This is a genomic window from Mycobacterium sp. 1164966.3 (genome assembly GCF_001665395.1).
Taxonomy (GTDB): Bacteria; Actinomycetota; Actinomycetes; order Mycobacteriales; family Mycobacteriaceae; genus Mycobacterium.
This window is the reverse complement of sequence record NZ_LZSG01000029.1, coordinates 1-24,002: the sequence shown is the minus strand read 5'-3', so window position 1 is coordinate 24,002 and position 24,002 is coordinate 1. Positions and strand designations below refer to the sequence as shown.

Annotated in this window: 18 protein-coding genes; 12 read left to right on the top strand and 6 right to left on the bottom strand. The window is 67.6% G+C overall.

The genetic code is table 11. The annotated features are described in order from the left end of the window. Positions 1–41 precede the first annotated feature (41 nt). The 3 genes from A9W99_RS09975 to A9W99_RS09965 form a co-directional block, all read right to left on the bottom strand. On the bottom strand, positions 42–3,545 hold the full coding sequence (locus tag A9W99_RS09975) for a lipid II flippase MurJ (RefSeq protein ID WP_371514944.1): 3,504 nt from the start codon (positions 3,543–3,545) through the stop codon (positions 42–44). A gap of 149 nt (positions 3,546–3,694) precedes the next feature. After that, positions 3,695–6,085 carry a DUF6049 family protein gene (locus A9W99_RS09970; RefSeq protein WP_067376326.1) on the bottom strand — a complete coding sequence of 797 codons (2,391 nt, stop codon included), beginning with the start codon at positions 6,083–6,085 and terminating at the stop codon, positions 3,695–3,697. Beyond that, positions 6,082–6,816, bottom strand: a complete 735-nt coding sequence (locus tag A9W99_RS09965) for an NUDIX hydrolase (RefSeq protein ID WP_067376323.1) — start codon at positions 6,814–6,816, stop codon at positions 6,082–6,084. The genes A9W99_RS09970 and A9W99_RS09965 overlap by 4 nt, the downstream gene beginning before the upstream one ends. 230 nt (positions 6,817–7,046) lie before the next feature. On the opposite strand from A9W99_RS09965, the gene A9W99_RS09960 reads away from it, so the two are divergent. The 11 genes from A9W99_RS09960 to eccA all read left to right on the top strand — a co-directional run bounded on the left by A9W99_RS09960 (position 7,047) and on the right by eccA (position 20,553). Next, positions 7,047–8,492 (top strand): CCA tRNA nucleotidyltransferase, encoded by a 1,446-nt coding sequence (locus A9W99_RS09960; RefSeq protein ID WP_067376322.1) that lies wholly within the window; start codon positions 7,047–7,049, stop codon positions 8,490–8,492. Positions 8,493–8,516: 24 nt separating this feature from the next. After that, positions 8,517–9,026, top strand: coding sequence for a pullulanase (locus A9W99_RS09955; RefSeq protein ID WP_067376320.1), 510 nt, complete (start codon positions 8,517–8,519; stop codon positions 9,024–9,026). 150 nt (positions 9,027–9,176) lie between these two features. Next, positions 9,177–11,216: a serine/threonine-protein kinase gene (locus A9W99_RS09950; RefSeq protein WP_253869723.1), complete on the top strand. Its 2,040-nt coding sequence runs from the start codon at positions 9,177–9,179 to the stop codon at positions 11,214–11,216. A gap of 174 nt (positions 11,217–11,390) precedes the next feature. Then, positions 11,391–11,717: a WXG100 family type VII secretion target gene (locus A9W99_RS09945; protein ID WP_067376317.1), complete on the top strand. Its 327-nt coding sequence runs from the start codon at positions 11,391–11,393 to the stop codon at positions 11,715–11,717. A 52-nt stretch (positions 11,718–11,769) separates the two neighbouring features. After that, a complete protein-coding gene (locus tag A9W99_RS09940) occupies positions 11,770–12,057 on the top strand; it encodes a WXG100 family type VII secretion target (RefSeq protein WP_067376315.1) in 288 nt (95 codons plus the stop codon). Between the two features lie 60 nt (positions 12,058–12,117). Beyond that, complete coding sequence (locus A9W99_RS09935; RefSeq protein ID WP_067376558.1) at positions 12,118–12,960, top strand: ESX secretion-associated protein EspG; 843 nt, start codon at positions 12,118–12,120, stop codon at positions 12,958–12,960. A 34-nt stretch (positions 12,961–12,994) separates the two neighbouring features. Continuing rightward, a complete protein-coding gene (locus A9W99_RS09930) occupies positions 12,995–14,023 on the top strand; it encodes a MinD/ParA family protein (RefSeq protein ID WP_067376313.1) in 1,029 nt (342 codons plus the stop codon). Then, positions 14,023–15,522 (top strand): type VII secretion integral membrane protein EccD, encoded by a 1,500-nt coding sequence (gene eccD / locus A9W99_RS09925; protein ID WP_082929936.1) that lies wholly within the window; start codon positions 14,023–14,025, stop codon positions 15,520–15,522. The genes A9W99_RS09930 and eccD overlap by 1 nt, the downstream gene beginning before the upstream one ends. Beyond that, positions 15,519–17,168, top strand: a complete 1,650-nt coding sequence (locus A9W99_RS09920; RefSeq protein WP_067376312.1) for a S8 family serine peptidase — start codon at positions 15,519–15,521, stop codon at positions 17,166–17,168. Before eccD ends, A9W99_RS09920 begins: the two co-directional genes overlap by 4 nt. After that, the gene (gene eccE, locus A9W99_RS09915) at positions 17,165–18,703 is read left to right on the top strand and encodes a type VII secretion protein EccE (RefSeq protein ID WP_067376310.1); all 1,539 of its coding nucleotides are present in this window, start codon (positions 17,165–17,167) and stop codon (positions 18,701–18,703) included. Before A9W99_RS09920 ends, eccE begins: the two co-directional genes overlap by 4 nt. Beyond that, positions 18,700–20,553, top strand: coding sequence for a type VII secretion AAA-ATPase EccA (eccA, locus tag A9W99_RS09910; protein ID WP_067376308.1), 1,854 nt, complete (start codon positions 18,700–18,702; stop codon positions 20,551–20,553). The genes eccE and eccA overlap by 4 nt, the downstream gene beginning before the upstream one ends. 82 nt (positions 20,554–20,635) lie before the next feature. Here eccA and A9W99_RS09905 read toward each other — a convergent pair whose 3' ends face one another. Both A9W99_RS09905 and A9W99_RS09900 read right to left on the bottom strand, forming a co-directional pair. Then, positions 20,636–21,082: a nitroreductase family deazaflavin-dependent oxidoreductase gene (locus A9W99_RS09905; RefSeq protein WP_067376307.1), complete on the bottom strand. Its 447-nt coding sequence runs from the start codon at positions 21,080–21,082 to the stop codon at positions 20,636–20,638. A 13-nt stretch (positions 21,083–21,095) separates the two neighbouring features. Beyond that, positions 21,096–21,941, bottom strand: a complete 846-nt coding sequence (locus A9W99_RS09900) for an NAD(P)H-binding protein (RefSeq protein WP_067376553.1) — start codon at positions 21,939–21,941, stop codon at positions 21,096–21,098. A gap of 125 nt (positions 21,942–22,066) precedes the next feature. On the opposite strand from A9W99_RS09900, the gene sigI reads away from it, so the two are divergent. Further along, complete coding sequence (gene sigI, locus A9W99_RS09895) at positions 22,067–22,966, top strand: RNA polymerase sigma factor SigI (RefSeq protein ID WP_067376305.1); 900 nt, start codon at positions 22,067–22,069, stop codon at positions 22,964–22,966. An 11-nt stretch (positions 22,967–22,977) separates the two neighbouring features. Here sigI and A9W99_RS09890 read toward each other — a convergent pair whose 3' ends face one another. Beyond that, positions 22,978–23,967, bottom strand: coding sequence for a MinD/ParA family protein (locus A9W99_RS09890; protein ID WP_371514943.1), 990 nt, complete (start codon positions 23,965–23,967; stop codon positions 22,978–22,980). Positions 23,968–24,002: the final 35 nt, after the last annotated feature.

Below are 24,002 nucleotides of genomic sequence, written 5' to 3'. Positions count from 1 at the left end.
TGCCGCGCGGCACTTCACCCGTCGCGCCGGCTAGGGCCGGGTTATGACGCCGCCTGGACCGTGATTTCGGAGATGCGAGCCTGGCTCTTGCCATCCAGGGTGCCCAACGTGGAGATCCACACCAGCAGATTCGACGTCGGCGAGGAGGACTTCACCGAGATGGTGTTGCGGCCGGGTTTGAGCGCTGTGGCTCCAGTCAGCAGCGTGGTGTCCTCGAGCTTCGCCGGCGTCGCGGTGTTGGCCGAGCGGATCTCGACCTTGGTGCCGGTGCTGGCGACGTCGATGGTTACCGCGCCGACGACCGTGGGCTGCGGCAGCTGCAAAATCAGGCCGACGCCGTTCTTGAAGCCGGGGAACGGGACCGGGTCGCTGTAGACGTCGGTTTCCCAGGAGGTGCCCGCGTTGCCGTCGATCACGTTGCCGGCCGTGCCCGGAGAGTCGGCTTCGCCGCCGGGGGAGAAGACCGCCGCCTTGGTCGGTTTGACCACGCTGCCGGCGGGCGCGTTGCTGGGCGAGGCCGACGCCGTCGCCGACGTCGGGGTGTTCAGGCCGAGCTCTTCCTTGCTGAAGCCGCCGCCGACGCCACCGAAGATCTTGTTCACCAGTTGGGCAATCACCAGCAGGGTCACGACGATGACGACGGCTGCGGCGCCGATACCGATCAGCACGTTGCGGCGCTGATTACCCAGGGGTCCGGCGTCACGAACCGTCGACGGGCGCCGCGACGCTGAGGTCGGCGGTTCGTCGATGGCGTCGGAATCGTCGATCGGGCCGAGCACCTCGGTGCGGTCGGCTACCGCGGTCGCCTGCTGTAGCAAGTTCAGAAGCGTTGAGGCGCTGCGTATCCCGCCGTCCTCTTGAACGGAACGAGCGGCCACCGCCGAAATCTGGAACGGGATGTCGGGTTCGATGACGGTGGGTTCGAGCGGGTTGCCAGTTGCGTCCCGCTTGGCCGGCGCCAGCCCGCTGCGCACCCCGGACTCCTGCAGTGGCCACCGGTTGACCAGCAGCGCATATAACGCCGCGCCGATTCCGCGGATGTCGTTCTGCGGGTTGGCGTCGGGCATGGTCGCCGGGTACGCCAAAACGACATCGCCGTCGATGCTGACGCGCACCCGCGCGGGATGGTCGATCGACAGCGCGACACCGGCACGGTGAGCGGCCGCGGCCGCCGCGGCCAGCGACTGCATTGCCCGGACGGCGCCGACGGGTGACGGTGCGGTGTCGGCGACCTCCTGCAGCGAGCCGCCCCGAATCCACTCCGAAACCACCAAGCCACCCGCGCCGGTGTGGACGACGTCGAGCACCCGCGCCACACCGGGCGTGTCGATCCGGCTGAGCCGCAGGGTACGGGCCAAGATCTCCTGGAGCACCTCGGGGGGCAGCGCCCCGTCCGGGTCAATGAAGGTCAGCGCGACCTGCCGGTCCAGTGCGGTGTCCAGCGCCTGCCAGAACTGCAAGGGGGGTGCGCCACCGTGGAAGACCAGCAGCCGGTAGCGGCCACCGGCGATACGAGCGCCCGGCACCAAATGGACGTCGTCGGATGCCGCCGACGATTCGGGCCCGGGTTCGCGGGGCGCGTCGAAGGCAAGCGGCTGACGGGTGGGATCGGGGGACAGGTCGCCGTTCAGCTCGTCGGACGAGCGAGGTGGCGACTTGGGACCGGGCTCGTGAACATCAGGCGTGTCGGGAATGTCGGGGTGGAAGTCGTCGGCAACCGGGCGCTGGACGTCGTGACCGCGCGCGGAGCCGGATGCGAAATCGGGCGAGGTGCTCTCCAATGGGCGGTCGCTCACCTCCAGTCCTTTCGCTATTCCGGCTCTGGTGCCGCGCTCGGGAGGTCTGCGCCGGATCGGCTCCTGGACCGCATCTGGCCCCGGCGGGGTCGAATTCCTCTGCTCAGGGTACGTGACGGGGCCGCTGCGAGACGATTTAACCGGTACCGGGGCTTTTCGCAGCGGTGCAGGCCCGCGGATCCGGCGGCGGATGGCGCCCAGCGCCGCATGCGCCTCGGGAACCTGCCCGCGCAGCATCACCACCGCCATGATCGGGAGCATGATCGTCGCCAATATCAGCAGCCGCAACAGCGAGCCCGCGCCGCCGAAGTGAGCCGTCAGTGAGCCCAGTTTCAGCAGCCGGTCGGCCACGTGGGCGAGCAGGCCCGCCAGCAGCGACGCGGCGGTCGTCACCAGGATGGTCCGCGTTTCGTTCGCGCCGACGAGGTGGCCACCGCGCGGGCGCAGCGCACGCCGCAGCAGGTAGTAGCCGACGATCGCGCCAGCCAGAAAGCCCAGGCCGTTTGCCAGCCCGAGGTAGCCGGCGACCAGCTTGGGGTCGCCGGTGACGTGTGGAGCCAGCACCGAGCCGGCGATCTTCACGGTGGTGATCACCAGGATGATCACGATCGGCGTCCAGGGCTGCTCGCGGGCGTAGAACACCCGCAGCTGCAACAGCACCAGTGCGTACGGAATCAAGGTGAACGCGGAAAGTGAGATCGCCGCACCCAGGTAGCCGGCGTCGACGCCGCCGAAGTGGCCGTAGGCGAACAGGGCACTGCCCATCGCCGGGCCGCCGACGGTCATGAATGCCACGATCGGGATCAGCGTGATCATTGTCAGGCGGGTGGCCAGCGACAGGTCGGCGAGCACCGCCCGGGTGTCGTCAGCGGCGGCGTTGCGGCTCAGCCGCGGCATCACCACGGTCAGCACGGTGACCCCGATCATGCCGAAGGGCAGCATCAACACCAGCCACGTGTAGTTGTAGATCGCTGGTCCGGAAGCCGCCGCCGTGCTGGCGATCTGATTGCCGATCACCAGACCGAGCTGACTGATCACCACGTACAGCACCATCGCGGCGGCCATGGCGCCGAAACGCTTGAGCCGCTCGTCGATTCCCCACAGCGGACGCAGGCTGATGTGCTGGCGACCGATCGCCACCAGCAGGACCGCGGTCTGCGCGAACACCCCCAGGCTGGTGCCGACCGCGAGGACCAGGAGTTTCGTGTTCCCCATCCGGACCGGGTCGACCGACAGCTCGCCCGGTACCAGCAGGTACACCACCAGCGTGGCAATCGCCACCACGTTGTTGACGACGGGCGCCCACGCCGGCGGCCCAAAAACGTTGCGGGTGTTCAAGATTGCCATGAAGACAGATGTCAGGCCGTAGGCGAGGACCTGCGGCAATAGCAGGTAGGCGAAGGCGGTGGTCAGGGGTTCGTTGACCTGTGGATTGCGGCCCAGCATCAGTCGCACCAGCACCGGCGCAGCGAGCACCGACAGCACCGTGGCGATCAACAGCAGGGTAGTCGTCAACGTGACCAGACGCCGCACGAACGCCGCGCCGCCGTCGGGGTCGCCCTGCTCAGCGCGGGCCAGCACCGGAACGAAGATCGCGGTGAACGTCGCCTCCAGCACCAGAGCGGCGACCAGGTTCGGCAGCTGATTGGCCACCGAGAAGGCGCTGGACAGCGCCGCACCCAGGATCGCGGCGAGCAGCACGATGCGGGCGAAGCCGGTGATCCGGCTGATCAGCGTCGCGAACGCCATCCCCCAGGACCGCGATACCAGCGCGGCATCGGACAGTTCGGGTCGCCGCGCGGCCGGCTCAGGCGCCGGCAGGCGGGGCGGACTTACGACCCGAGCGGGTGCTGTGCGTCGCTGCGGTGATCGCTCGGGCCGACGAGAGGCGGGCTTCATCAAACTCTGTGCTGTTCGTCGACCCGATCATCGACCCGCGGCGGCGGATCGGCCTTCGTGTGATGAGACGGCGGGTCGGGACGGTCGAGGTCGGCGCGGTCGGGCTGGCCGCGGAAGCGGTGCCACAGCCGCCGCCCCGCCAGGGCCACCAGCACGGCCGCCGCCGTCAGTGTGATCGCGAACAGCACCTTGCCGTAGGCGTTGGAGTGCACCGAGAACCGGACCGGCTCGCCCAGCCGGGCGCCGTCCGGGGTCCGCAGCGATACGTCGATCGCAACGCGCTGGGTGAAGCGCACTTCGATCGGCACCCGCAGCGGCAGGTATCCCGGCGGCAGCTCGATCTGGCCGACGTCGGTGACGCTCATCCCCGGCGGAGTGTCGACCTGCAGTCGCACCCGGATCGGCACGGCCAGGCCATTGTGCAAGGCCAGCGGAAGCGGACTGTGCTCGGTGGCCAGGGTGTAGGAGCCGCCCGGGTTGACGATCGTCACCGCCCCGAACAGGTCGTTGATCGTCTTGCCGACGACCGCGAGGCGTTGTTGGGCCAGCCCGTTGCGGGTGTCCGGCGGCTGGGACTGGCTGAGCGCGCGCAGCATGTCCTCGCGTAGCGGCGCGGTGTACTGGACGCCGGTCAACCCGGTCCGGTCATCGGTCATCAACGCCGAGGTCAGGCCCCACAGCCGGCCGACCTGGCCGGCGATCTGGCCGGTGACCTCGTCGCTGAACTGGCCGCGCGGCGAGGGGTAGGGGCCAGGCGGTTCCGGTGCGCCGATCCCGATCTGCGCGGCGGCGTCGGCGATGACCGCGGTGAGCGGACGCGGGACCGCCAGGCCGGACCGGATGGTGGTGGCCAGCGCGGTCAGGATGAGTTGCGCGTCATCGCTCTGCAAGTTCCACGATGCCGGCGGCACCAGTAGCTGGGTGCGCGGCGCGGCGTCGCGGTCCAGGCTGCGCCAGAACATGGAGCCCAGCGCATCCTGCCGGCGCGCGGTAACCGAGTCATGTGTCAGCCGCACCGACAACGAAGGGTCCAGATAGGTGGGAGCCAGCGGGCTGTTGCCCGCCCCGGCCAGCGCGGCGCCAACGGCCGGGTCGAACGGCGCGACCACCACGTGCGGGGACAGGCGCCGCGGCACGGTGTCGGCGGCGTGGGATCCGCGCGCCGTGTCTTGAGCCGAGAAGTCGGCCGCCGCGACCGCGACGGTGCTGTCGTTGGCATTGAGCAGATCGACCGCGCGGTGGGTCAGCGGGCCGTCGGGCAACACGGTGGCTGCCCGGGTGGAGGTGACGTCGAGGATGCGGTCGACGACGTCGCCGCCGCTGTGGGTGGCGATCGCGCTCAGCCCGCGGTCGTTGACGCGTTGCAGGGCATCGAGATCGGCTTGCGCATACGGTAGCGGCGTCACGCAGGTTCGGTGGGCCAGTGCACGCAGCCGGTTCAGCCAGGTGGTCGCCGACGCTTGGCCGGTGCCGGGATGGGTTTGTTGAGTGGCCCCGCCGGCAGGTTTGGACACGACATACCCGCCGGTCATCGCGTTGACGGTGACCAGCAGATCCGGGTCGACCGCCAGGCACAGCGCTCGCCCGACGGCGCCGTCGGGGTCGACATCGTGGCTGGTGGCCACCTCGGCCGCGGACAGCAGGATGTCGAGCCGACCGCCCGTGGCCAGTGAGGTCGCCAGGTCGTCGTCGACCAGGCGGACCGGAAGGGTGCCGCCGGGGGCGCCGGGGGCCAGCCGGGGGTGGTCGGCCAGCGGCCACAGCATGGTGATCCACACCGGTTTGGAGGTGTCGGGTGCGACGGCTCCGCTCAGGTCGTCGGCTTTGTCGGGGGGGACACCCACGACCGGCAGCAGGAAGCGCGCGTTGTCGAGACGGGCGGGCGCGCCGTAGTCGGGTGTGCCATTGGCGTTGACGAGTATCGGGAAGACCCCCGGCTGCCCGACGCCCAGCGACGGCTTGGTCAGTGAGCGCAGCGGCGCGGTGAGGACGAAGCCGGCCTCCTGGCCGCGCTGCAGTTCGGGGGCGATTGTGGCGAAGTCCCCGGCCGGCTGGTACTCGTCGGTGCCGCCGTCGAGCGAGGTCCGTAGACCGGCTGACGAAACGACGGCCGCCGCGTGTTCGAGCCGGACCATGACGTCGTGCACCGGCCGGTCGCCGACGTTGGTGACCATCCCGGTGACGGTGACGACCGGGTCGCTTGTGGTGGTGACCACGTCGGGCGTCACCTGGTCGATGCGGACATGGATGAACGGCGTCGCGCTGGGCTCGCCGGCGACCGCCCGCGGCGCAGCGACTGATCCGGTGAATACCACGGAAAAGCCGGCCACCATGCCGATGACCGCGGCGAGGCGCACCAAGCCGGCCCACCAGGTTCGCGGCGCAGTCACGGCCCCGGCTCGCGGCCGTTCCTCGGGCCCGCGGCGCGTTCTTCGGAGTGGCGGGTGCGCGAGTGTGTCTGTGGTCGTCGCCGCGGGGAGCTGGGCGGTAGCGGCGGAAGCGCGGCCGGGCCGTCGCTCTGAAGTTTGTCGATCAGTTCGTCGGCCACCTCGGCCAGCCGGCGTTCGTCGGCGTAGGCCAGCCGCGACGGGAGCTCGCGCATTGGGACCCAGGCCACTTCGGCGACCTCGAGGTCCTCGTCGGAGAGCTCGCCACCGGAGAACTTCATCAAATAGTGGTGCACCGTCTTGTGTACGCGACGGCCGTCGGTGACGAACCAGTAGTCGATGCGCCCGAGAGCGGCGAGCACGCTGCCGCGGATCCCGGTTTCCTCGGCGACCTCACGAATGGCGGTCTGTTCGGCGGTTTCGCCCATCTCGATGTGGCCCTTGGGCAGCGACCACAGCATCCGGCCACGCCGGTCGACGCGACCAATCAGCGCCGCTACCTGTGACTCGCGGGGCCCGTCGATGCCATCGATGACCAGTCCGCCGGCGGATGTTTCGTGCACCGTGCGCAGCCGCTCCGGCGCGCGGCGCGGTGAGCGAGACCTGCGCGGTTTCGTCGACGCTGCGTCACCGGTCGGCTGGTTGTCCACGTGGTTCTGGGCGGAACCTGCAGCGCCACGACCGCGGCGCCGGCCCCGGCGCCGACGTGGTTTCGCCTGTTCGCCGTCCGACACTCAAGCGATAGTAGCTGGGACGGACTTGTCTCCTGGACATACTCGCCGGTTGTGGGACGTGCGATGGTGGCGGGCCGATCTGGTGGTGCGGTATGGGGTGGCGGGCCGTCGAGTCACACGGGCTCCTTAGCGGCCCGTCCCGGTCCGCGTCGTCACCCGCGGTGTGGGATGGTCGGGCTCCTCAGCGGCCCGTCCCGGCCCGCGTCGTCACCCGACTAGGCTGATCGAACGTGCCTGAACTCGCCCAGGATGCCGAACTGCTGACCAAAGCCGCGGTCGCGCTGAATCAGCACTCATCGGTGCTGCGCGGGCTCGGCTCGGCGTTCGACGCCGCAGGCCACGAGCTGTATCTGGTGGGCGGGTCGGTGCGCGATGCCTTGCTCGGCAGGTTGAACTCTCCGGACCTGGACTTCACCACCAACGCACACCCCGAGCAGGTGCAACAAACGCTGCAGGGGTGGGCCGATGCGCTGTGGGACACCGGGATCGAATACGGCACAGTCGGCGTCGGCAAAGACAATTACCGGCTGGAGATCACCACGTTCCGCGCCGATCGGTACGACCAGGTGTCGCGCAATCCAGAGGTCTGCTTCGGCGACCGCCTCGAAGACGACCTGGTGCGCCGCGATTTCACGGTCAATGCGATGGCTGTCCGCATCACGGGCAGCGGACCGGGCGAGTTCCTTGACCCGCTGGGCGGTTTGGCGGCACTGCGCGCCCGGGAATTGGACACCCCGGCGGCGCCATCGCGGTCCTTCGGTGACGACCCGCTGCGGATGCTGCGCGCGGCGAGGTTCGTGTCCCAACTCGGGTTCACCGTGGCGCCGCGGGTGCGGACCGCGATCGAGCAGATGGCTCCTCAACTGGCCCGCATCAGCGCCGAGCGGGTGGCCGCCGAATTGGACAAGATGCTGCTGGGGGACGACCCGGTCGCCGGCATCGACCTGTTGGTGCAATCCGGAATGGGTGAGGTGGTATTGCCCGAGATCGGCGGCATGCGGATGGCCATCGACGAACACCACCAACACAAGGACGTGTACCAACATTCGCTGACCGTGCTGCGCCAAGCGATCGCGCTGGAGGATGCGGGTCCGGACCTGGTGCTGCGCTGGGCCGCCCTGCTGCACGACATCGGCAAGCCCGCCACCCGCCGGCACGAACCCGACGGCGGTGTGAGCTTCCACCATCACGAGGTGGTCGGCGCCAAGATGGTCCGCAAGCGGATGCGGGCGCTGAAGTACTCGAAACAGATGGTCGACGACGTCTCTCAGCTGGTTTACCTGCATCTGCGGTTCCACGGCTACGGCGACGGCAAATGGACCGATTCGGCGGTACGCCGGTACGTCACCGACGCGGGACCGCTGCTGTCGCGGCTGCACAAGCTAGTGCGCGCCGACTGCACTACCCGAAACAAGCGCCGGGCCGCTCGCCTGCAGGCCAACTATGACCGGCTGGAGGCGCGGATCGCCGAACTGGCCGCCCAAGAGGATCTGAACCGGGTCCGCCCCGACCTGGACGGTAACCAGATCATGGAGCTGCTCGGCATCCCTGCGGGCCCGCAAGTGGGCGAAGCGTGGCGCTATCTCAAAGAGCTACGGCTGGACCGCGGACCGCTTTCCCGCGACGAGGCAACGGCCGAACTGCTCTCGTGGTGGAAATCGAAGGGGAACCCCTAGCCGTCGCGAACCATCTAACAATGCATGGAGTATTGCATCGGCGGCGCCGACGGCACGGCGTCAATCTGGAATCGTCCGTTCGACCTGGACCTCAACGGCGACGGCCGCCTCGACGCGATCGGCCTGGATGTCGACGGCGACGGTAGGCACGATGATGCCCTGGCCGACCTCGACGGCGACGGGGTGGCTGATCACGCCGTGGTCGACCTCGACGACGACGGCACCCCGGAAAGCTACTTCACCGATGACGGATCCGGGACGTGGTCGGTGGCCGTGGACCGTAGCGGCCAGCTGCGGTGGTTCGGTCTCGACGGCGCCGAACACACCGGCGGCCCGCTGATCGACTTCGACGGTCAGGGCCAACTCGACGACCGGTTGCTCGACGCGGACGGCGATGGTGTGGCCGACCGGGTGTTGTGCGCCGGCGAAAACGGGGTCACCGGATACGTCGACACCGATGGCGACGGTCACTGGAATGTGCGGCTTACAGACAGCGATGGCGACGGCCTCGCCGACGGCGCAAGCGGTCTGTAACGGGCGCGTCGTTGCGACTGAACCGAGGAGGTTGGCAGCAGGCTTCAATAACTACAGCGAGTTTTGCAACAGCGGCGTTCTTTAGTGGTTTGCCTTTCGGGGGTTTATCGTTCCGGCTAAGAGTTGCTGACCCGTTGCTTGGAGGCGGCCTTGGAAAGCGGGACGCCGTTCGGACGCTACCGTTTGCTGGATCTGCTGGGCCGGGGCGGCATGGGCGAGGTGTGGCGCGCGTTCGACACCGTCACCGAGCGAGTAGTGGCTCTGAAGGTCCTGCCCACCGAGTTCGCCGACGACGTGGTGTTCCAGGAACGCTTCCGCCGCGAAGCCAAATCCGCCGCGGGGCTCGATGAGCCGCACGTAGTGCCGATCTACGACTTCGGCGAGATCGACGGGCGGCTCTTCGTGACGATGAGACTGATCAAGGGACGCGACCTGCAGGGCATCCTGAGCGAGGGGCGGATGGACCCGGGACGGGCGGTGCGAATCATCGACCAGGTCGCCTCGGCACTGCACGCCGCGCATCAGGTCAACCTCGTGCACAGAGACGTCAAGCCGTCCAACATCCTGGTCTGTGATGACGACTTCGCGTATCTGATCGACTTCGGGATCGCCCGCGCCGCCGGTCAAAGCAGCCTGACGGGGACCGCCCACGTCATCGGCACCTGGGCCTACCTGGCTCCAGAGCGGATCACCGCCGACCAGACCGACGCGCGAGCCGACATCTATGCGCTGGCCTGCGTGCTCTACGAGTGCCTGACCGGCAGCCAGCCCTTCCCAGGAAACAGCCTGGAGCAACAAATGGGCGGGCATCTCAGCCTGCCGCCGCCACGCCCGTCCGAACGGCGTCCGGACGTACCCGCACAGCTGGACGCGGTGATCGCCAAGGGAATGGCCAAAAGACCCGACGACCGATACACCACCACACGCGAACTGGCACGTGCCGCGACAGCCGCTGCCACCGGCCCGGTGACGATACCCAACCCTCCAGCACCGACGGCCGCTGGACATTTCGCGCACACCCGGTCCACCTGGCAACCGCAATACGGCCACGTCAACCATGCGGCGCCCCCGAGCGGTCCATCGTCCGTCGGCCCCGCCCAGTACCGGCCGATGCCGTACGGCCAGCCCCCGTCGGCTCCCCAGCAATCGCCCATGCCGCCGCCCAGCGGTCCTGCTGACCTCAATCAGTACCGGCCGATGTTCTATGGCGCGCCCCCGCCGGCGCCCAAGCAATCCCGCAAGGGTCCGCTCATTGCGCTCGCGAGCATCGGCACGGCGGTCGTCGTCGTAGGCGGGGTGGTAGCGCTCGTCTTGTCCAATTCCGACGACGAGGGTGCTGGTCCGCACCCTGGTCCGACAGCGTCTGCCAATCCCAACACCGGTCCCTTCACCGGCACCTTCACCGCAGAGCTGGGTCCCGCGGCCCTGTCGAGTGGAACCCCTGCTCAGGACGCTGACGCGGGAGCATTTTCGGAGTCCTGGCGGCTTCGGTCGGCATGTAGCGACGCCAACTGCGTGGCTACGGCGGCAAGCGGCGGCCGGTATCCCGCGAAGGACGTGGTTTTCGACAAGGTCGGTGCGGGCTGGCTCGCCGTCACCACGTCGCGGAGAAAGTGCGGCAACCGAGACAACGACGAGGCGTGGAACGTGATCTCGGTCCAGCCGCAGGCCGAAGGAGCCATGACCGGTGAATACACCCAAGCCACGACCAACGGGTGTTTTCTCAAGCGGAGCGTGACGTTCACCCGAACAGCCGACACCGATACCACGCTGCTGCCCGACCCGGCGAGCCTGCCGCGACGCGTGGTGTCGCCAGCCGGTGGACTGCATGGCCGCTACGAGAGCACGACCATCTATGCCAACGGCGACAAGTGGGTCGACCAATTGGGTGTGCGGACTGACTGCCTGCGCACCGGCGATCGGTGTGTGAGCGCCTTCCTCGACACGAAGAACGACACCGACCAGGTGTTCGTCTTCGCGAACGGAACCTGGACCCGCAATACCGAGTTCGACTCCACCTGCTCGTTGGGCGGCACCGCCCACGTCACCAGCACGGCCTCGCTGCAGATTCCGCAACCGGCCGAGGACCCCATTCCGAAGCTCGCCGGGCACGGCTACGCGGATCTGGCGCCCGGGTCGAAATGCCGCAGTCAGGCTTACGACGAGAGCTTCACCCGCACCGGCGACTAAGCAACGCCCGCTACCCAAGCGATCTTCCGTTTGACACGTGGGGCATCCTGTTGTCCACTGAACCGCCCGTTTTGCGCGCGAGCCTCCGCGGACAGTGAAGTGACAGCCTGCGACAGCCGATCTACGTTTACGCAGAACCCGGCCCCGGGAGCTTAGGAAATCGAGGAGAAACACATGGCAGACGGCGGTACGACGAAGGCGTTTACGGAATTGCTGCGGACCACTCAGCAGCACATCGAGTCGGCGCTGCAGACCGCAACGGCAATCGCAAACGAGTACCTGCACGGCCACGAGGACGTCGTCAACGTCTCGTCATGGAGTGGCCAGGCCAGTACCGCCTCCCTCGCGACGGCTGCTCAAATTCACCACGACCTCACGCAGACCATCACCGGCGGTCAACGCCTGACCGCCGGCCTCGGAAAAACCGCAGTGCTCTTCGAGCATCACGAAGACGACGCCGCGCACGGCATACAGAGTCTGTTCGGCGCCGCAACGACCTAGAACGAACCGTCTGCCGGAATCCAATTCAAAACTTCACCCTAGGGAGCAGTACATGAGTGAGATCACCTACAACTATGCGGCCATCGGAGCTTTCTCCTCCGATACCGCTCAGCGGGCAGCGCATCTGATGGAAATCCATCAGGACATCCTCCAGCGGACTCAGGCGCTGGCCGATTACTTCTTGGGCAAGGGCGCGACGGCCTACTTCGATGCGCAACGGCAGATGCTGGACGGGCTGGAGAACCTGGCCCATCACATAACCCAGCATCACCGGGTGGTGGACGGCACGATGGAAAGCGCCCAAGTCACCGACGCCAACGTCCAAAGCTTCTTCATCTAAACCGCAAGCTAATTGGGGGCGCACGCGCTGCGTGCGCCCCCCTGGTTGGGTCTGGACAACGTGTTAACCACCACAGTCGACGGCCTGTGGGCTCTTCAGGTGCTCACGGGTATCGAAGTTCTCGCGCCCGAGCTGGGCTTGCGGCCACACCTGCCCAGCGTCGAGCCCAAGCGGTTGGCGCTCGAGCACCCGGTGACGGCCGAACTTCGGGCGGCCGGCGTCATCGACGCGTCGGACACGGTCGACACTGCCGTGGTGGAGTGGCTGACCGTACTCTCCCGTCGCGACATCGCGCTGCTCATGCAAATCGGTGCACCAGAAGCCGATGAACCGGCGCGGGTGCTGCTCGCCCGCTTCGCGCAATGGTGGGTGGCGATCGAACGGTCGGCGGACCTGGTACGGATCAGCGGGGCGGGAACGGCCAGCTCCGAAGCCGCGGCCAGTGCTGCGCTGAGCACACAGATTGAGCGCTTGTGCGGGACGAAGGAACCCGTCGCACTGCGACCAGTCACGCTGGACGCGGACGCCATGCAGACCGCCGCAACCAGCCGGACGGAACTACGCAGATTCCTGGACAGCCAGGGACTGGAGGCCGACCAGATGCAGACGCTCGCATTGGCCACCGACCCCGAGCGCTCAGCCCAGGCCTCGATCGTCGCGATCCAGTCCGGCGTGGAGACCGGCCGACCCACCCGCGCATACGTCGAGCCGAGCGTGGTGACGATCATCGACACTCCACAGGGAAGATTGGTCGCCGAGCACGCCTACTCGGGCGGGGCCGGCGGCAAGAAATGGATGATCATCGCCCCGGGCACCAGGAGCAACGTCGCTGCTGCGCTCAACCGGTTGATGCGGCGGCTGCCCGCCGATCAAGAGTGGTATTCGTACCGCAAAGTCGTGTAGTCGAGAGGTATCGCAATATGTTAGTAGCGGCATCGTGACCAGTCCGTGGACCACATCACCCGATTCTGCCGAAAAGGGCGGACAGGTCAGTAGAGAAACACCTTCCGCGCGTTATCAAAGGCTGGATTCGGTATCCGGCACATTGCGTATCTCCGATATGGTCGCGCCACGCAAAATTCCGCCGGGCTCGGGCTGGCGTAAAGGCGTGTATCGCCTGTCGTTCAAGACCCTTAACTTCGGCGAATCGCCCGCGGAGAGGCATTATCGGGAATTGCAGGAGAGGATACGGCGCCACATCCGAAAGCAGTATGTGATCGGGGTGGTCTCCGGCAAGGGCGGCGTCGGAAAGACCACGATGACCGCGTGCATCGGTGCGGCGTTCCGCGAGTGCCGTCCCGAGAACGTGGTGGCGGTGGACGCGGCGCCCGGCTTCGGGACGCTGGCCGGACGCATCGACGAATCGCCGCCGGGCGACTATGCGGCCGTGCTGAACGACACTGACGTGCAAGGCTATGCGGACATCCGAGAGCACTTGGGGCAGAACAACATCGGCCTCGACGTGCTGGCCGGGAACCGGGCCTCGGACCAGCCGCGACCGTTGGTACCCTCGATGTTCACCGGCGTGTTGTCACGGCTGCGGAGAACGCACACGGTCATTGTCGTCGACACGTCCGACGACCTCGAGCACCCGGTGATGAAGGCGGTCCTGGACTCCTGCGACACCCTGGTATTCGTATCCGGCATGACTGTCGACACGTCGCTGCCGGTCACTCGCGCGATCGATCTGCTGCGGTCGTTGGGCTATCACGAATTGGTGTCCCGCAGCATGGTCATTCTGAACGACAGCCGCAACAAATACGACGAAGATGCACGGTCGTATCTCACCGAGCGCTTTGGCCAGTCGGGCGCGACGGTCGAGTTCATGCCTTACGATCCGTATCTCGCCAAGGGCGGGATTATCGATACTCAGCATGAGCTGAAGAAAAAGACGCGGCTACGGCTATTTGAGATCACTGCGACATTGGCCGACAAATACATTCCAGATGCCGACAGGCCGCGCTAATGACCCCGGTGCTGGGCAAAGTCTCATTTCCGGCGCGTTGCGCGGTCGCGGTCGTCTGTGGTGAGCACCTGGTTTCGCAGGTGTATCCGGCATCCGTGCCGATCGAGGTTTTCCTGGACGACATCGTCGAGCTGCTCAACGACGAGCTCAAGCGCCGCGGTTTCGGCGGGCTGGAACCCGGCGTCGGCTACGAATTGAACAGGGCCAACGGTGTGCGGCTGGACGTCACCAAGACGCTCGACGAACTCGGCGTCGAGGATGGCGCCACCCTCGCCCTGGTGCCCGCGGGGCACGGCGAGTCTTTCGAGCCGCAGTACGAGTCCTTATCCACCGGACTGGCCCGGATCGGCAAGAAGCTGTTCGAACCGGTTACGGTCCGAACCGCCTCGCATACGGCGCTTTTCATGCTGGCGATGGTGGCGGCGACGGTGCTGGGACTGGCCGTCCGCCAGCGTTGGGCGAGTGATTCGCTGCTGCCGAGCATGGTGACCGGCGGCGCCGGCCTGCTGGCCGCCGGTGGCGCGGCCGCGGTGTGGCGGTGGTGGCCGCGCCGCACCGACATGATCGACGGACTGGGGTGGGTAGCGGTCCCGCTCCTGGTGGCAAGCCTCGCGGGCGGGCCGCCCGGAAAGCTCGGCTCCGCACACGTGTTCATTGCTGCGTTGGCCGCCGCAGTGCTGACCTGTGGAATCGCCGCAGCCACGCGGCACCACACCAAGGTGGCCTCCGCCGTCGTGACGCTGTGTGGACTCTCCGGTGCCGTCGCGGCCGCGCGGATGTGGCGGCCGATTCCGGCCCAGTGGCTGGGCATGTGCGCGTTGGTCGCGTTGTTGCTGGTGCTGACCATGGCGCCGACGATCGCGCTCTGGGTCGCGCGGATCCGCCCCCCGTACTTCGGGTCGATCACCGGACGCGATCTGTTCCGCCGCAGCGCCGGTCTGCCCCCGGATGTGGTGGCGCCCGTACACGACGACGCCGAGAATGCCGACGAGGACGTGAATCCGGACACCACTCCTCGCGGCGAGCTGATCGCGGCGGCGGCGGTACGTGCCAACAGCGTGCTGACCGGTATCTGCGTGGGAGCCGGGCTGGCGCTACCGGGCGCCGTATGGGTCACGTTGATGCCGGGTCGTGAGCGCAGCGTGCCGGCCGCCGTGCTGGCAGCGCTGTTCGTGGTGATTTTCATCAGCCGGGGAAGGGCATTCGCCGACAAGTGGCAGGCCGCCGCGCTGGTCTGCGGCGCCGCAGCAGCTGTCTGCGCCGGCGTGCTCAAATTCGTTGTGCACGAGTCGGGTTCAGCCTACGCAGTGCTGTGGGGCGCACTGGTGCTGGCCGGCTTCGGTGGCGCCGGCTTGCTGGCGGCGCTGCTGGTGCCGATCACCAGGTTCACCCCATTGGTGCGCATGACCGCCGAATGGGTGGAGATCGCAGCGATCATTGCGGCGCTACCACTGGCTGCCTGGATCGGCGGATTGTTCACCTGGGTGCGGATGCGATGACGCGAGTGACGCGAAGACAGCGGGCCTTCTCGCTTGCGCTGACCGGTCTGCTGGTCGCGTCCGCGACGAGCCTTCCTGCGGCGCATGCGATTCCGCCGCCCAGCGTCGATCCCAGCCGGGTGCCGGCGGACGGCAAACCGGGCCCGGATCAGCCGATGCGGCAAAGCTTCGCCTGCGCGCGGACGATAACCGTCGCGGATCCCAACGTGACGGTCACCGCGCCGGGTTTCACCATGCTGAACATCAGCAAGGCATGGCAGTATTCGACCGGTAACGGAGTACCGGTCGCCGTCATCGACACCGGTATCAATCCCAGTCGACGCCTGCCGGTGGTCGCCGGCGGCGACTACATCATGGCCGGTGACGGGCTGACCGACTGCGATGCGCACGGCACCATTGTCGCGTCGGTCATCGGCGCTGCGCCGCAGGGCATTCCGATGCCCGCACGGATGCCGAGCAAGCCGGCCTTCCCGCCTCCGGCCGGACCGCCCGCGATCGATATCGCTGCACCGCCGCCCGGTGGTCCGCCGCCGCCGCCCGCACCCCCGCCACCGCCGTCCCCGGTGACCATCACCCAAACCGTGTCGGCGCCACCGCCACCGCCGCCATCGCCGGAGGATGTGCCGTCGAACGGGCCGGGCGATCCCGGCGCCGAGCACCCTGACGACCCGGAAGTGCCGCCCCCGCCGTCAGGCGCGCCGGACGGCGTCGTGGGCGTCGCTCCGCACGCCGTGATCGTTTCGATCCGCCAGTCGTCGCGGGCCTTCGAACCGGTCAACGCCGGCCCGGGCGACATGGAGGGGCGCAAGAAGGCGGGCACCATCGCGACGCTTGCCAGCGCCATCGTGCACGCCGCCAACGTGGGCGCCAAGGTGATCAACGTCAGCGTGACCGCATGCTTGTCGGCGGCCGACCCGTTGGATCAGGGCGCCATCGGCGCCGCGGTCTGGTACGCGGCCACCGTGAAAGACGCCGTGATCGTTGCCGCGGCGGGCAACGACAGCGAAGACAATTGCGCCCAGAACCCGTCGTACGACCCGCTTGACGCATCCGATCCGCGTGATTGGCATCAAGTCAAAACCGTGTCGTCTCCCTCGTGGTTCGCCGACTACGTGTTGTCGGTGGGCGCCGTGGACAACACCGGCGCACCGATCGGCAAGAGCCTCGCCGGACCTTGGGTAGCCGCCGCGGCACCGGGTGTCGGCATCATGGGATTGTCGCCGGAGACGGGTAACCCGGTGAACGCCTACCCGCCAATTCGTCCGGGCGAGAAGAACATGCCGATCTGGGGCACCAGTTTCTCGGCGGCGTACGTCAGTGGGGTCGTCGCATTGGTGCGTGCCAAGTTCCCTGGGCTGTCTGCCCACCAGATCGTCAACCGGATCTTGCAGACCGCGCACAATCCACCACGAGGAGTCGACAATCAAGTCGGCTACGGCGTGGTGGACCCGGTAGCCGCGCTGACCTTCGATGTGCCTGCGGGAGAACGACTTCCGCCATCGGCGGCCAGTCGGGTGATCAGGCCCGCCCCACCGGCACCCGCGCCGGACCACCGTGCCCGCACCGCGGCGCTGGTGTTCGCCGGCGGGGTGGTGGCCCTGATCATGGTGGGCTCGTTGATCCTGCGGGTACGGCGCGAACGATGATGACCGCCACCAGACTGACCATCATCGGCGGCGTGTTCCTCTCCGTCCTGCTGGGCTGGGCTGTAGGTGAATACTCCGGTGCCGCAGTAGGTTTGGTGATCAGCATCGGACTGGGAGCGATCAAGTGGCGGGGGCAGCAGGTGTGGTCCTGGCTGGCTCTGTGGGTGCGGCGCCGCCGACCGATCGCATGGCCGGAACCGCTGACGGTGGTCAATGACCGTGCCGGGGGCGGAATTCGATACCAGGACGGCGTGGCGGTGGTCGCGGTGCAGCTGCTGGGGAAGGCGCATAGCCCAACGCTGTTCACCGGATCAACCGCGACGCACACCGAAAATGCGCTTGACGTCAGGGATCTGGTGCCGATGCTGAGGCACAGCCTGGGCCTGACGGTCGATTCGCTGAGCCTGATCAGCGGTGGGGCGCGGCGGCGCAGCACCGGTGACTACCCACGGGTGTATGACACCCTGATCGGCACGCCACCGTATGCCGGACAGCGGGAGACCTGGCTGGTCGTACGAATCTCGGCTCTACATAACGCCGAAGCGCTGCGCTGGCGTCGTTCGCTCGGCGCTGCGACGCTGGCGGCCGGTCAGCGAATCACCGCTGCCATGCGGCAGCAGGGCATCCGCGCGAAGGTGGCGACGGCCACCGACATCGTCGAGATGGAGCGACGGTTCGGCCGGTCCGCGCTGGACGCGCCCGACGGACGCTGGCGTTCAGTTCGCGGGGACCACGGCTGGCTGACAACCTACTGGTACCAGCCCGACAACATCACCGCCGAGAAGTTGGCGCAAGCATGGTCCATGCGGGCCGACGGAATCGTCCACAACATCACGTTGTTTCCTGGCGCAGGCGTCACCGCCACGGTGACAGTCCGCAGCGCGCAACCACCGACGGGTCCGCCGAGCACGATGCTGAAAACGTTGCCCGGTGAGCAGTTGGCTGCCGTCGCGGCCAATCTGTGTGGTCCGATGCCGCGGTTGCTCGGCATTCGGCGCGCCACGTTGAACGGCCCGCTCGTCGTCCCGATCGGGCCATCGGGGGTGCTGCTGGGGAAGGTCAGTGGTGGCAACCGAATGATGCTGCCGCTGGACGACGCGGGGGAGTTCAGCCGGGTGCATATCGCCGCCGAGGATTCGCTGGCCAAGCGGATCGTGATCCGCATGGCAGCTGCAGGCGAACGGATCACGGTCCACACCCGAAACCTGCAGCGGTGGAACAGCGTTCGGATGCCGGATATCGCCGTCGTCGACCAGCCCAAGCCGGTCCCGGGAACGACGGTCAGCGTGGTAGACGGCACGCTGACACCCGCTCCCCGCCCTAACACCCTGATCTCCGTAGGGGAACCCGGCGAGCCCTATCGCGGAACCGCCGACGTGCTCATCACCCAGACAGGTGCGGCGACGGTGCAAGTCAGCGCGGCCGGACAAGTACACACGGTGGAGATCGAGTTGTTCCGTGCGGAGAACCGCTACGTCTCCGCTGAGCCGACGATGTTGCGAAGCCTTGAGCTGGCAGGGGCGGAGCCGTTATGACGAGCACCACCGGAATTGCCGCCGCGCGCAAGAGGTTCGACCAGGCGATGGCCTTACTGACCGCCGACGGCCACGCCGATATCGCCGCAGCCGGAGCGCGGTTCCGGGAGGCCACCGAGATCGACGCATCGATGGCAGATGCCTGGCTGGGCCGCATCGCCGCGGGCGACGAAACGCTGTCGACGGTGCAGCACCTGTACGAGTACGGCGGCCGGTTGCATCGGGAAACCAACCGGCTCGGTGTGCGCCTGTCGGCGCCGATCAAAGCCGGGCCCTATCTATCGATTTCGGTGACCGAAGCCTCGCATGCGGGACTGGCGCTGGCCAGTGCGCTCATCGACGACCGCCAGTACCAGAAAGCCGAGACGTTGCTTGCCGATTCGGCACTGTTGGACACCTGGGAGAATCACCAGTGGCAGCAGTACCTCAAGGTCTACCTGATGTTCGCGACCCAGCGGTGGCCGGATGTCATCTCGGTGGCCGCGGTCATCTTGCCGCCACAGGCCATCATCATGTCGGCGGTCACCGCGGCAACCTGCGCCCTGGCGGCCCATGCCGCAGCCCATCTCGGCCAGGCGCGCGTCGCCCTGGATTGGACCGATCGGGTCGAGCTGCGTAACGGACATGCCCGACCGAACGGGCGCCATCACGAAAGCGCTGTCACCGCAATAGATCCCACCGACTTTCCACTGATCGCGGCAGACCTGGCTTACGTGCGGGGGATGGCGCATCGCCAGCTCGGCGAGGAACATGAGGCGCAGATCTGGTTGTCCAAGGCGACGATCAACGGCGCACTGATCGAATCTGCCAAACAGGCGTTGACCGACCCGTCGTTGCAACTCGCGATTACTGACGAGGATGCGATCAGCTCCCGCACCGACAAGTGGGATGTGAGCACCGAGAGGTCCGCGCAGCAGCGTCGCGATGAGGAACACGAAGAGCGACGGGCCCAACTCTTGGCAGAGGGCCGCGCGTTGCTCGACAACCAAGTCGGGTTGGGCGAAGTCAAACGGGCGGTGGCCGAACTCGAGGACCAGATCGAGGTCCGCGCGCTTCGGCTGGCGGCCGGTTTGCCAGTGGCCAATCAAACCAACCACATGCTGCTGGTGGGACCACCGGGAACCGGTAAGACCACCACCGCCGAGGCCCTGGGCAAGATCTATGCCGGCCTGGGCATCGTGCGCCACCCGGAGATCCTCGAAGTCAAGCGGGCCGATTTTTGTGGCGAACACATCGGCGCCTCGGGCCCGAAGACCAACGAACTGATCAACCGCTCGCTGGGCCGCATCCTGTTCATGGACGAGTTCTACTCCCTGGTGGAGCGCCACCAGGACGGCCGGCCCGACATGATCGGCATGGAGGCGGTCAACCAGCTGCTGGTCGCACTCGAGGCGCATCGCTTCGACTTCTGCTTCATCGGGGCAGGCTACGAACAGCAAGTCGACGAATTCCTCACTGTCAACCCGGGATTGGCGGGCCGATTCAACCGCAAGTTGCGGTTCGAGTCCTACACGCCCGACGAGCTGGTGGAGATCGCTGTCCGCTACGGCAAGCCGCGGGCCACCGTTCTGCAGCCCGCCGCGTGCGAGGCGCTCAGCGCCGCCTGCGCGACGTTGCGCGGCTACCGCGCGTCCGACGGCGAGCACGGCATCGACGTCATGCACAACGGCCGCTTTGCCCGCAACGTGGTCGAACGTGCTGAGCGACTGCGCGATTCCCGCGTGGCCGCCCAGCACCGCAACGACAAGGGTTCGGTGACCGTCGAGGACTTACAAACGCTGCGCGCTCAGGACGTGACCGACGCGGTCCGCGAAGCCTGCGCGGAAAAGCATGTGCCGATCCAACTTTGAGCCACGACCCGACGCGAGCGTGCGCAAAATGCCGTCCACTGTCGGCGTGTCGCGTACAAACATGCACGCTCGCGCCCAAGAACTACGACGCGACGGGCTCGAAACGGAAGACGGCGACCCGCCCCGCCAGCGCCTCGAACTCGTCGGAGGTGCCGTCGCGGACCATTCCCGAGCGCTTGGCGAACGCCACGCCCACCGGCACCTCGCTGGGGAAGGCACGCAGCACCGGCCGCGCTTCGGCGGGGCTGAGTTCGACGATCCTGACCCGCCGGGCCCTGCGTCCTCTGGCCAGGGTGCCGACGCCCGCGGCGCGCGCGTTCGCCGCCCAGTCCGCGCCCGGATAGCCGGCCACCACGTAGAGGCCGCCCCGGAATTCGAAGGGCGTCATCGGGGTGCTGCGCGGCTGACCCGACTTGCGGCCTGGCACCGTGAGCACCATGGCAGGGCCCGTCGGGATCCCGAGCTTCTGCACGGCCATCATCAGCTTGTTCATCGGCTTGAGGTAGCGCGGTGGACGTGGTTCGGACATGAAAACTGCCTCCTTACTTGCTGAACAGGTCACGACGCTGCGACACGAAGTCCGCGAACGTCAGGGCCGGGCGGCCCAGAATCTTCTCCACGTCGTGGGTGACGAGGGCGGGTTTGTCCAGCGTCTCGGCGAGCATGGCGAGATACGCGTCGGCGAAGTCGGCGTTGAAGCCGATACCGATGAAGCGTTGCCGCACCGCGTCGGCAGGTACTTCGAGATATTGCAGCGGACGGTCCAGCACCGTGCCGATCACTGCCACCAACTCGGCGTTGGTGAGCGACTGGGGACCGGTCAACGGGATGCGCTGGCCGACAAGGTCGTCGGTGAGCAGCGCCCGGGCCGCCACCGCTGCGATGTCGCTCTCGACGATCGGTGCGCTGGAAGCCGCGGCATACGGCCCGGCCACCACGTCGCCGGCGCGCAGCTGTGCCGACCACATGCCGACGAAGTTCGTCGCGAAGATCGCGGGCCGCAGGCTAACCCAGTCCAGGCCGGAATCGACGGCGAGCTGTTCGATCTCCTTGTTCCGGTCGCCACGAACGCGGGACGGCTGGCGGGCATAGTCGTCATCGGCGTTGATCGCCGACAGGGCAACAAGTTTCGTGATGCCGGACTCCTTGGCCCTACTGATCACGGCCGACATGGCCGCGATGTCCGGGCCCAGCGCACGGGAATTGAGAAATGCCGCCGTCGCCCCAGGCAGCGCCTCTGATACCGAGCCGAATACCTCGACTCCGGCAGGAAACTCGCCCGCCCCCGGTGTGCGGGTAACCGCCCGCACCCGGGCGCCCGCGGCCGCGAGTTGGGCGACAAGAGGACTACCGACGTTGCCGGTTGCTCCGATTACCACGATCGTCATGTGCAGCTCCTTCATGTGCTGAGCCGGTGCTGTTCGCCAGACTCTGCACACAAGGACGGCGCACAACGGCGGAAAGTTACAGTCGAAATCGGTAACTTTTTCCCGCGCCAGATCGTCGGTGATGTATGAACCAACCGCAGTCAGTCAGCGAGAAGGTCACGGACGCCTGGCGGCAGCACCGTCCATATCTGGTCAACCTCGGCTATCAGATCATCGGAGACGTCGGCGACGCCGAAGACGTTGCGCAAGAAGCGTTTCTGCGGCTTTCCCGGGTCGACGCGGACCAAATCGACGACGTCCGTGGCTGGCTCACCGTCGTCACCAGCAGGCTGTGCCTGGATCACATGCGCTCGGCTCGCGCGCGCTACGAACGCCCGGGTGACCCCGGTCGTGATGTCGTGCAGGGCCGCGAGTCCCTGGTCGACGAATCGCTGCGGGCCGACCCGGCTGACCGGGTGACCCTCGATGACCAGGTGAGCACGGCGCTGTTGGAGGTATTGCGCAGGCTCACCCCGGGTGAGCGGGTGGCGTTCGTGCTGCACGACGTGTTCGGGCTGCCGTTCGACCAGATCGCAGCGACCGTCGGCCGTCCCGTTGGCACCTGCCGTCAGCTGGCGCGCCGCGCCCGCGGCAAATTCACTGAGGCACAACCGAAGCTGAGTGAGGTGGCCTCAGCCGAGCACCAGCTCGTCACCGAGAAATTCATCACCGCGTGCGCCAACGGTGACATCGCCGCGCTGGCCGCGGTCCTGGATCCGACGGTGTGGGGAGTGGGGACGGTACTTGCCCATCCAGCGCCGCCGCCACAGGTCAACCACGGCCCGGACGCGGTGGCCACCAACCTGCTGAGGTATCTGGGGCCGGGCGTCACACTCGTCTGCGGTCCGGTCGGGCAGCCGGTCGTGCTGGCATTCGCCGACCGCCGGCTCTTCGCCGCCGTGGTACTGAGCATCACCGGCCAGCTGGTCACCAAGATCGAGGCGATCGCGGACCCGGCGGCCCGGGCCGGAGCGGTACCCAGCTAAGGCGCCGCGGCTCAGCGGACTGCGCGGTCGTGGGTGGCGGGCCGCGCCGCGAAGTAGCCCGTGACGGTCGCGGTGACCTGCATGAACTTGCGCCGTGTTGCGCGCGCCATCTCTTGGCGCACATCGATGACGCCGCCGGGCCGTAGGTGCGGATCGAAGGGCACCTCGATCACCGGCCGCCCGTGATCGACGAACTCGCGAGCCAGCAACGCCCGGGTGCGCTTGTCGGCGTGGCCGTCGGAGTCGTTGAGGACCACGATGCTGTGGTGCAGCAACCGGTCCAGGCCGTGATCGGCCAGCCATTCCATGGTCTTGGCGGCGGCCGACGCCCCGTCCGCCCACGGCGAGGACACCACGATCAGCGCATCCAGATCGCGCAACACTTCCTGGGTGACCGCGGAATCCATCGTGGAGCCGCAATCGATGATCGAGATCGCGAAATGCCGGTCCAGCCGCCGCGCGGCTTCCCGGTAGATCGCCGGATCGAGCACTCGGCGCGGGCCTGCCGCCGGTTCACCGCCGAGCACGTACAAGCCGACGGCGTTGTGGCCGACTCGCGCGATCACGTCGCTGAAGGAGTGCAGGTTTACGTCTCCGGTCAGTTCCCAGAACGAGCCGTTGGCATGCGGATCGATGCGGCTGCTCAGCCGCCCGAACGCGGTGTCGGCGTCGATCGCCACGATGCGGTCCTGTTGGCGCAGTTCGGCGAGGATCGATCCGACGCTGGCGGCCACCGACGTCTTTCCGACGCCGCCCTTGCCCAGCACTCCGACCTTGTGGTTGCCGCGCAGCGGGACCTGGATGGCTGCCCGGAACTGCGCCTCTTCGCGTTGGACCGCCGACGGACCAGGCTTGACCAGGCCGAAGGTGGCCCGCCGCACAAGTCGTCGCCAGCCGTGGTCGGGGGGCAGTGGCGGGGTCATGTAGAGCGGCCCGAAGGACGCCTCGGGCCGGTGTGCCGGCGGCGGGGCCGGCGCGCGTGGCGGACCGGGCGGGTGCACCGGCTGGCGGGGCGGGCCCGGGGGCGGCCCAGGCT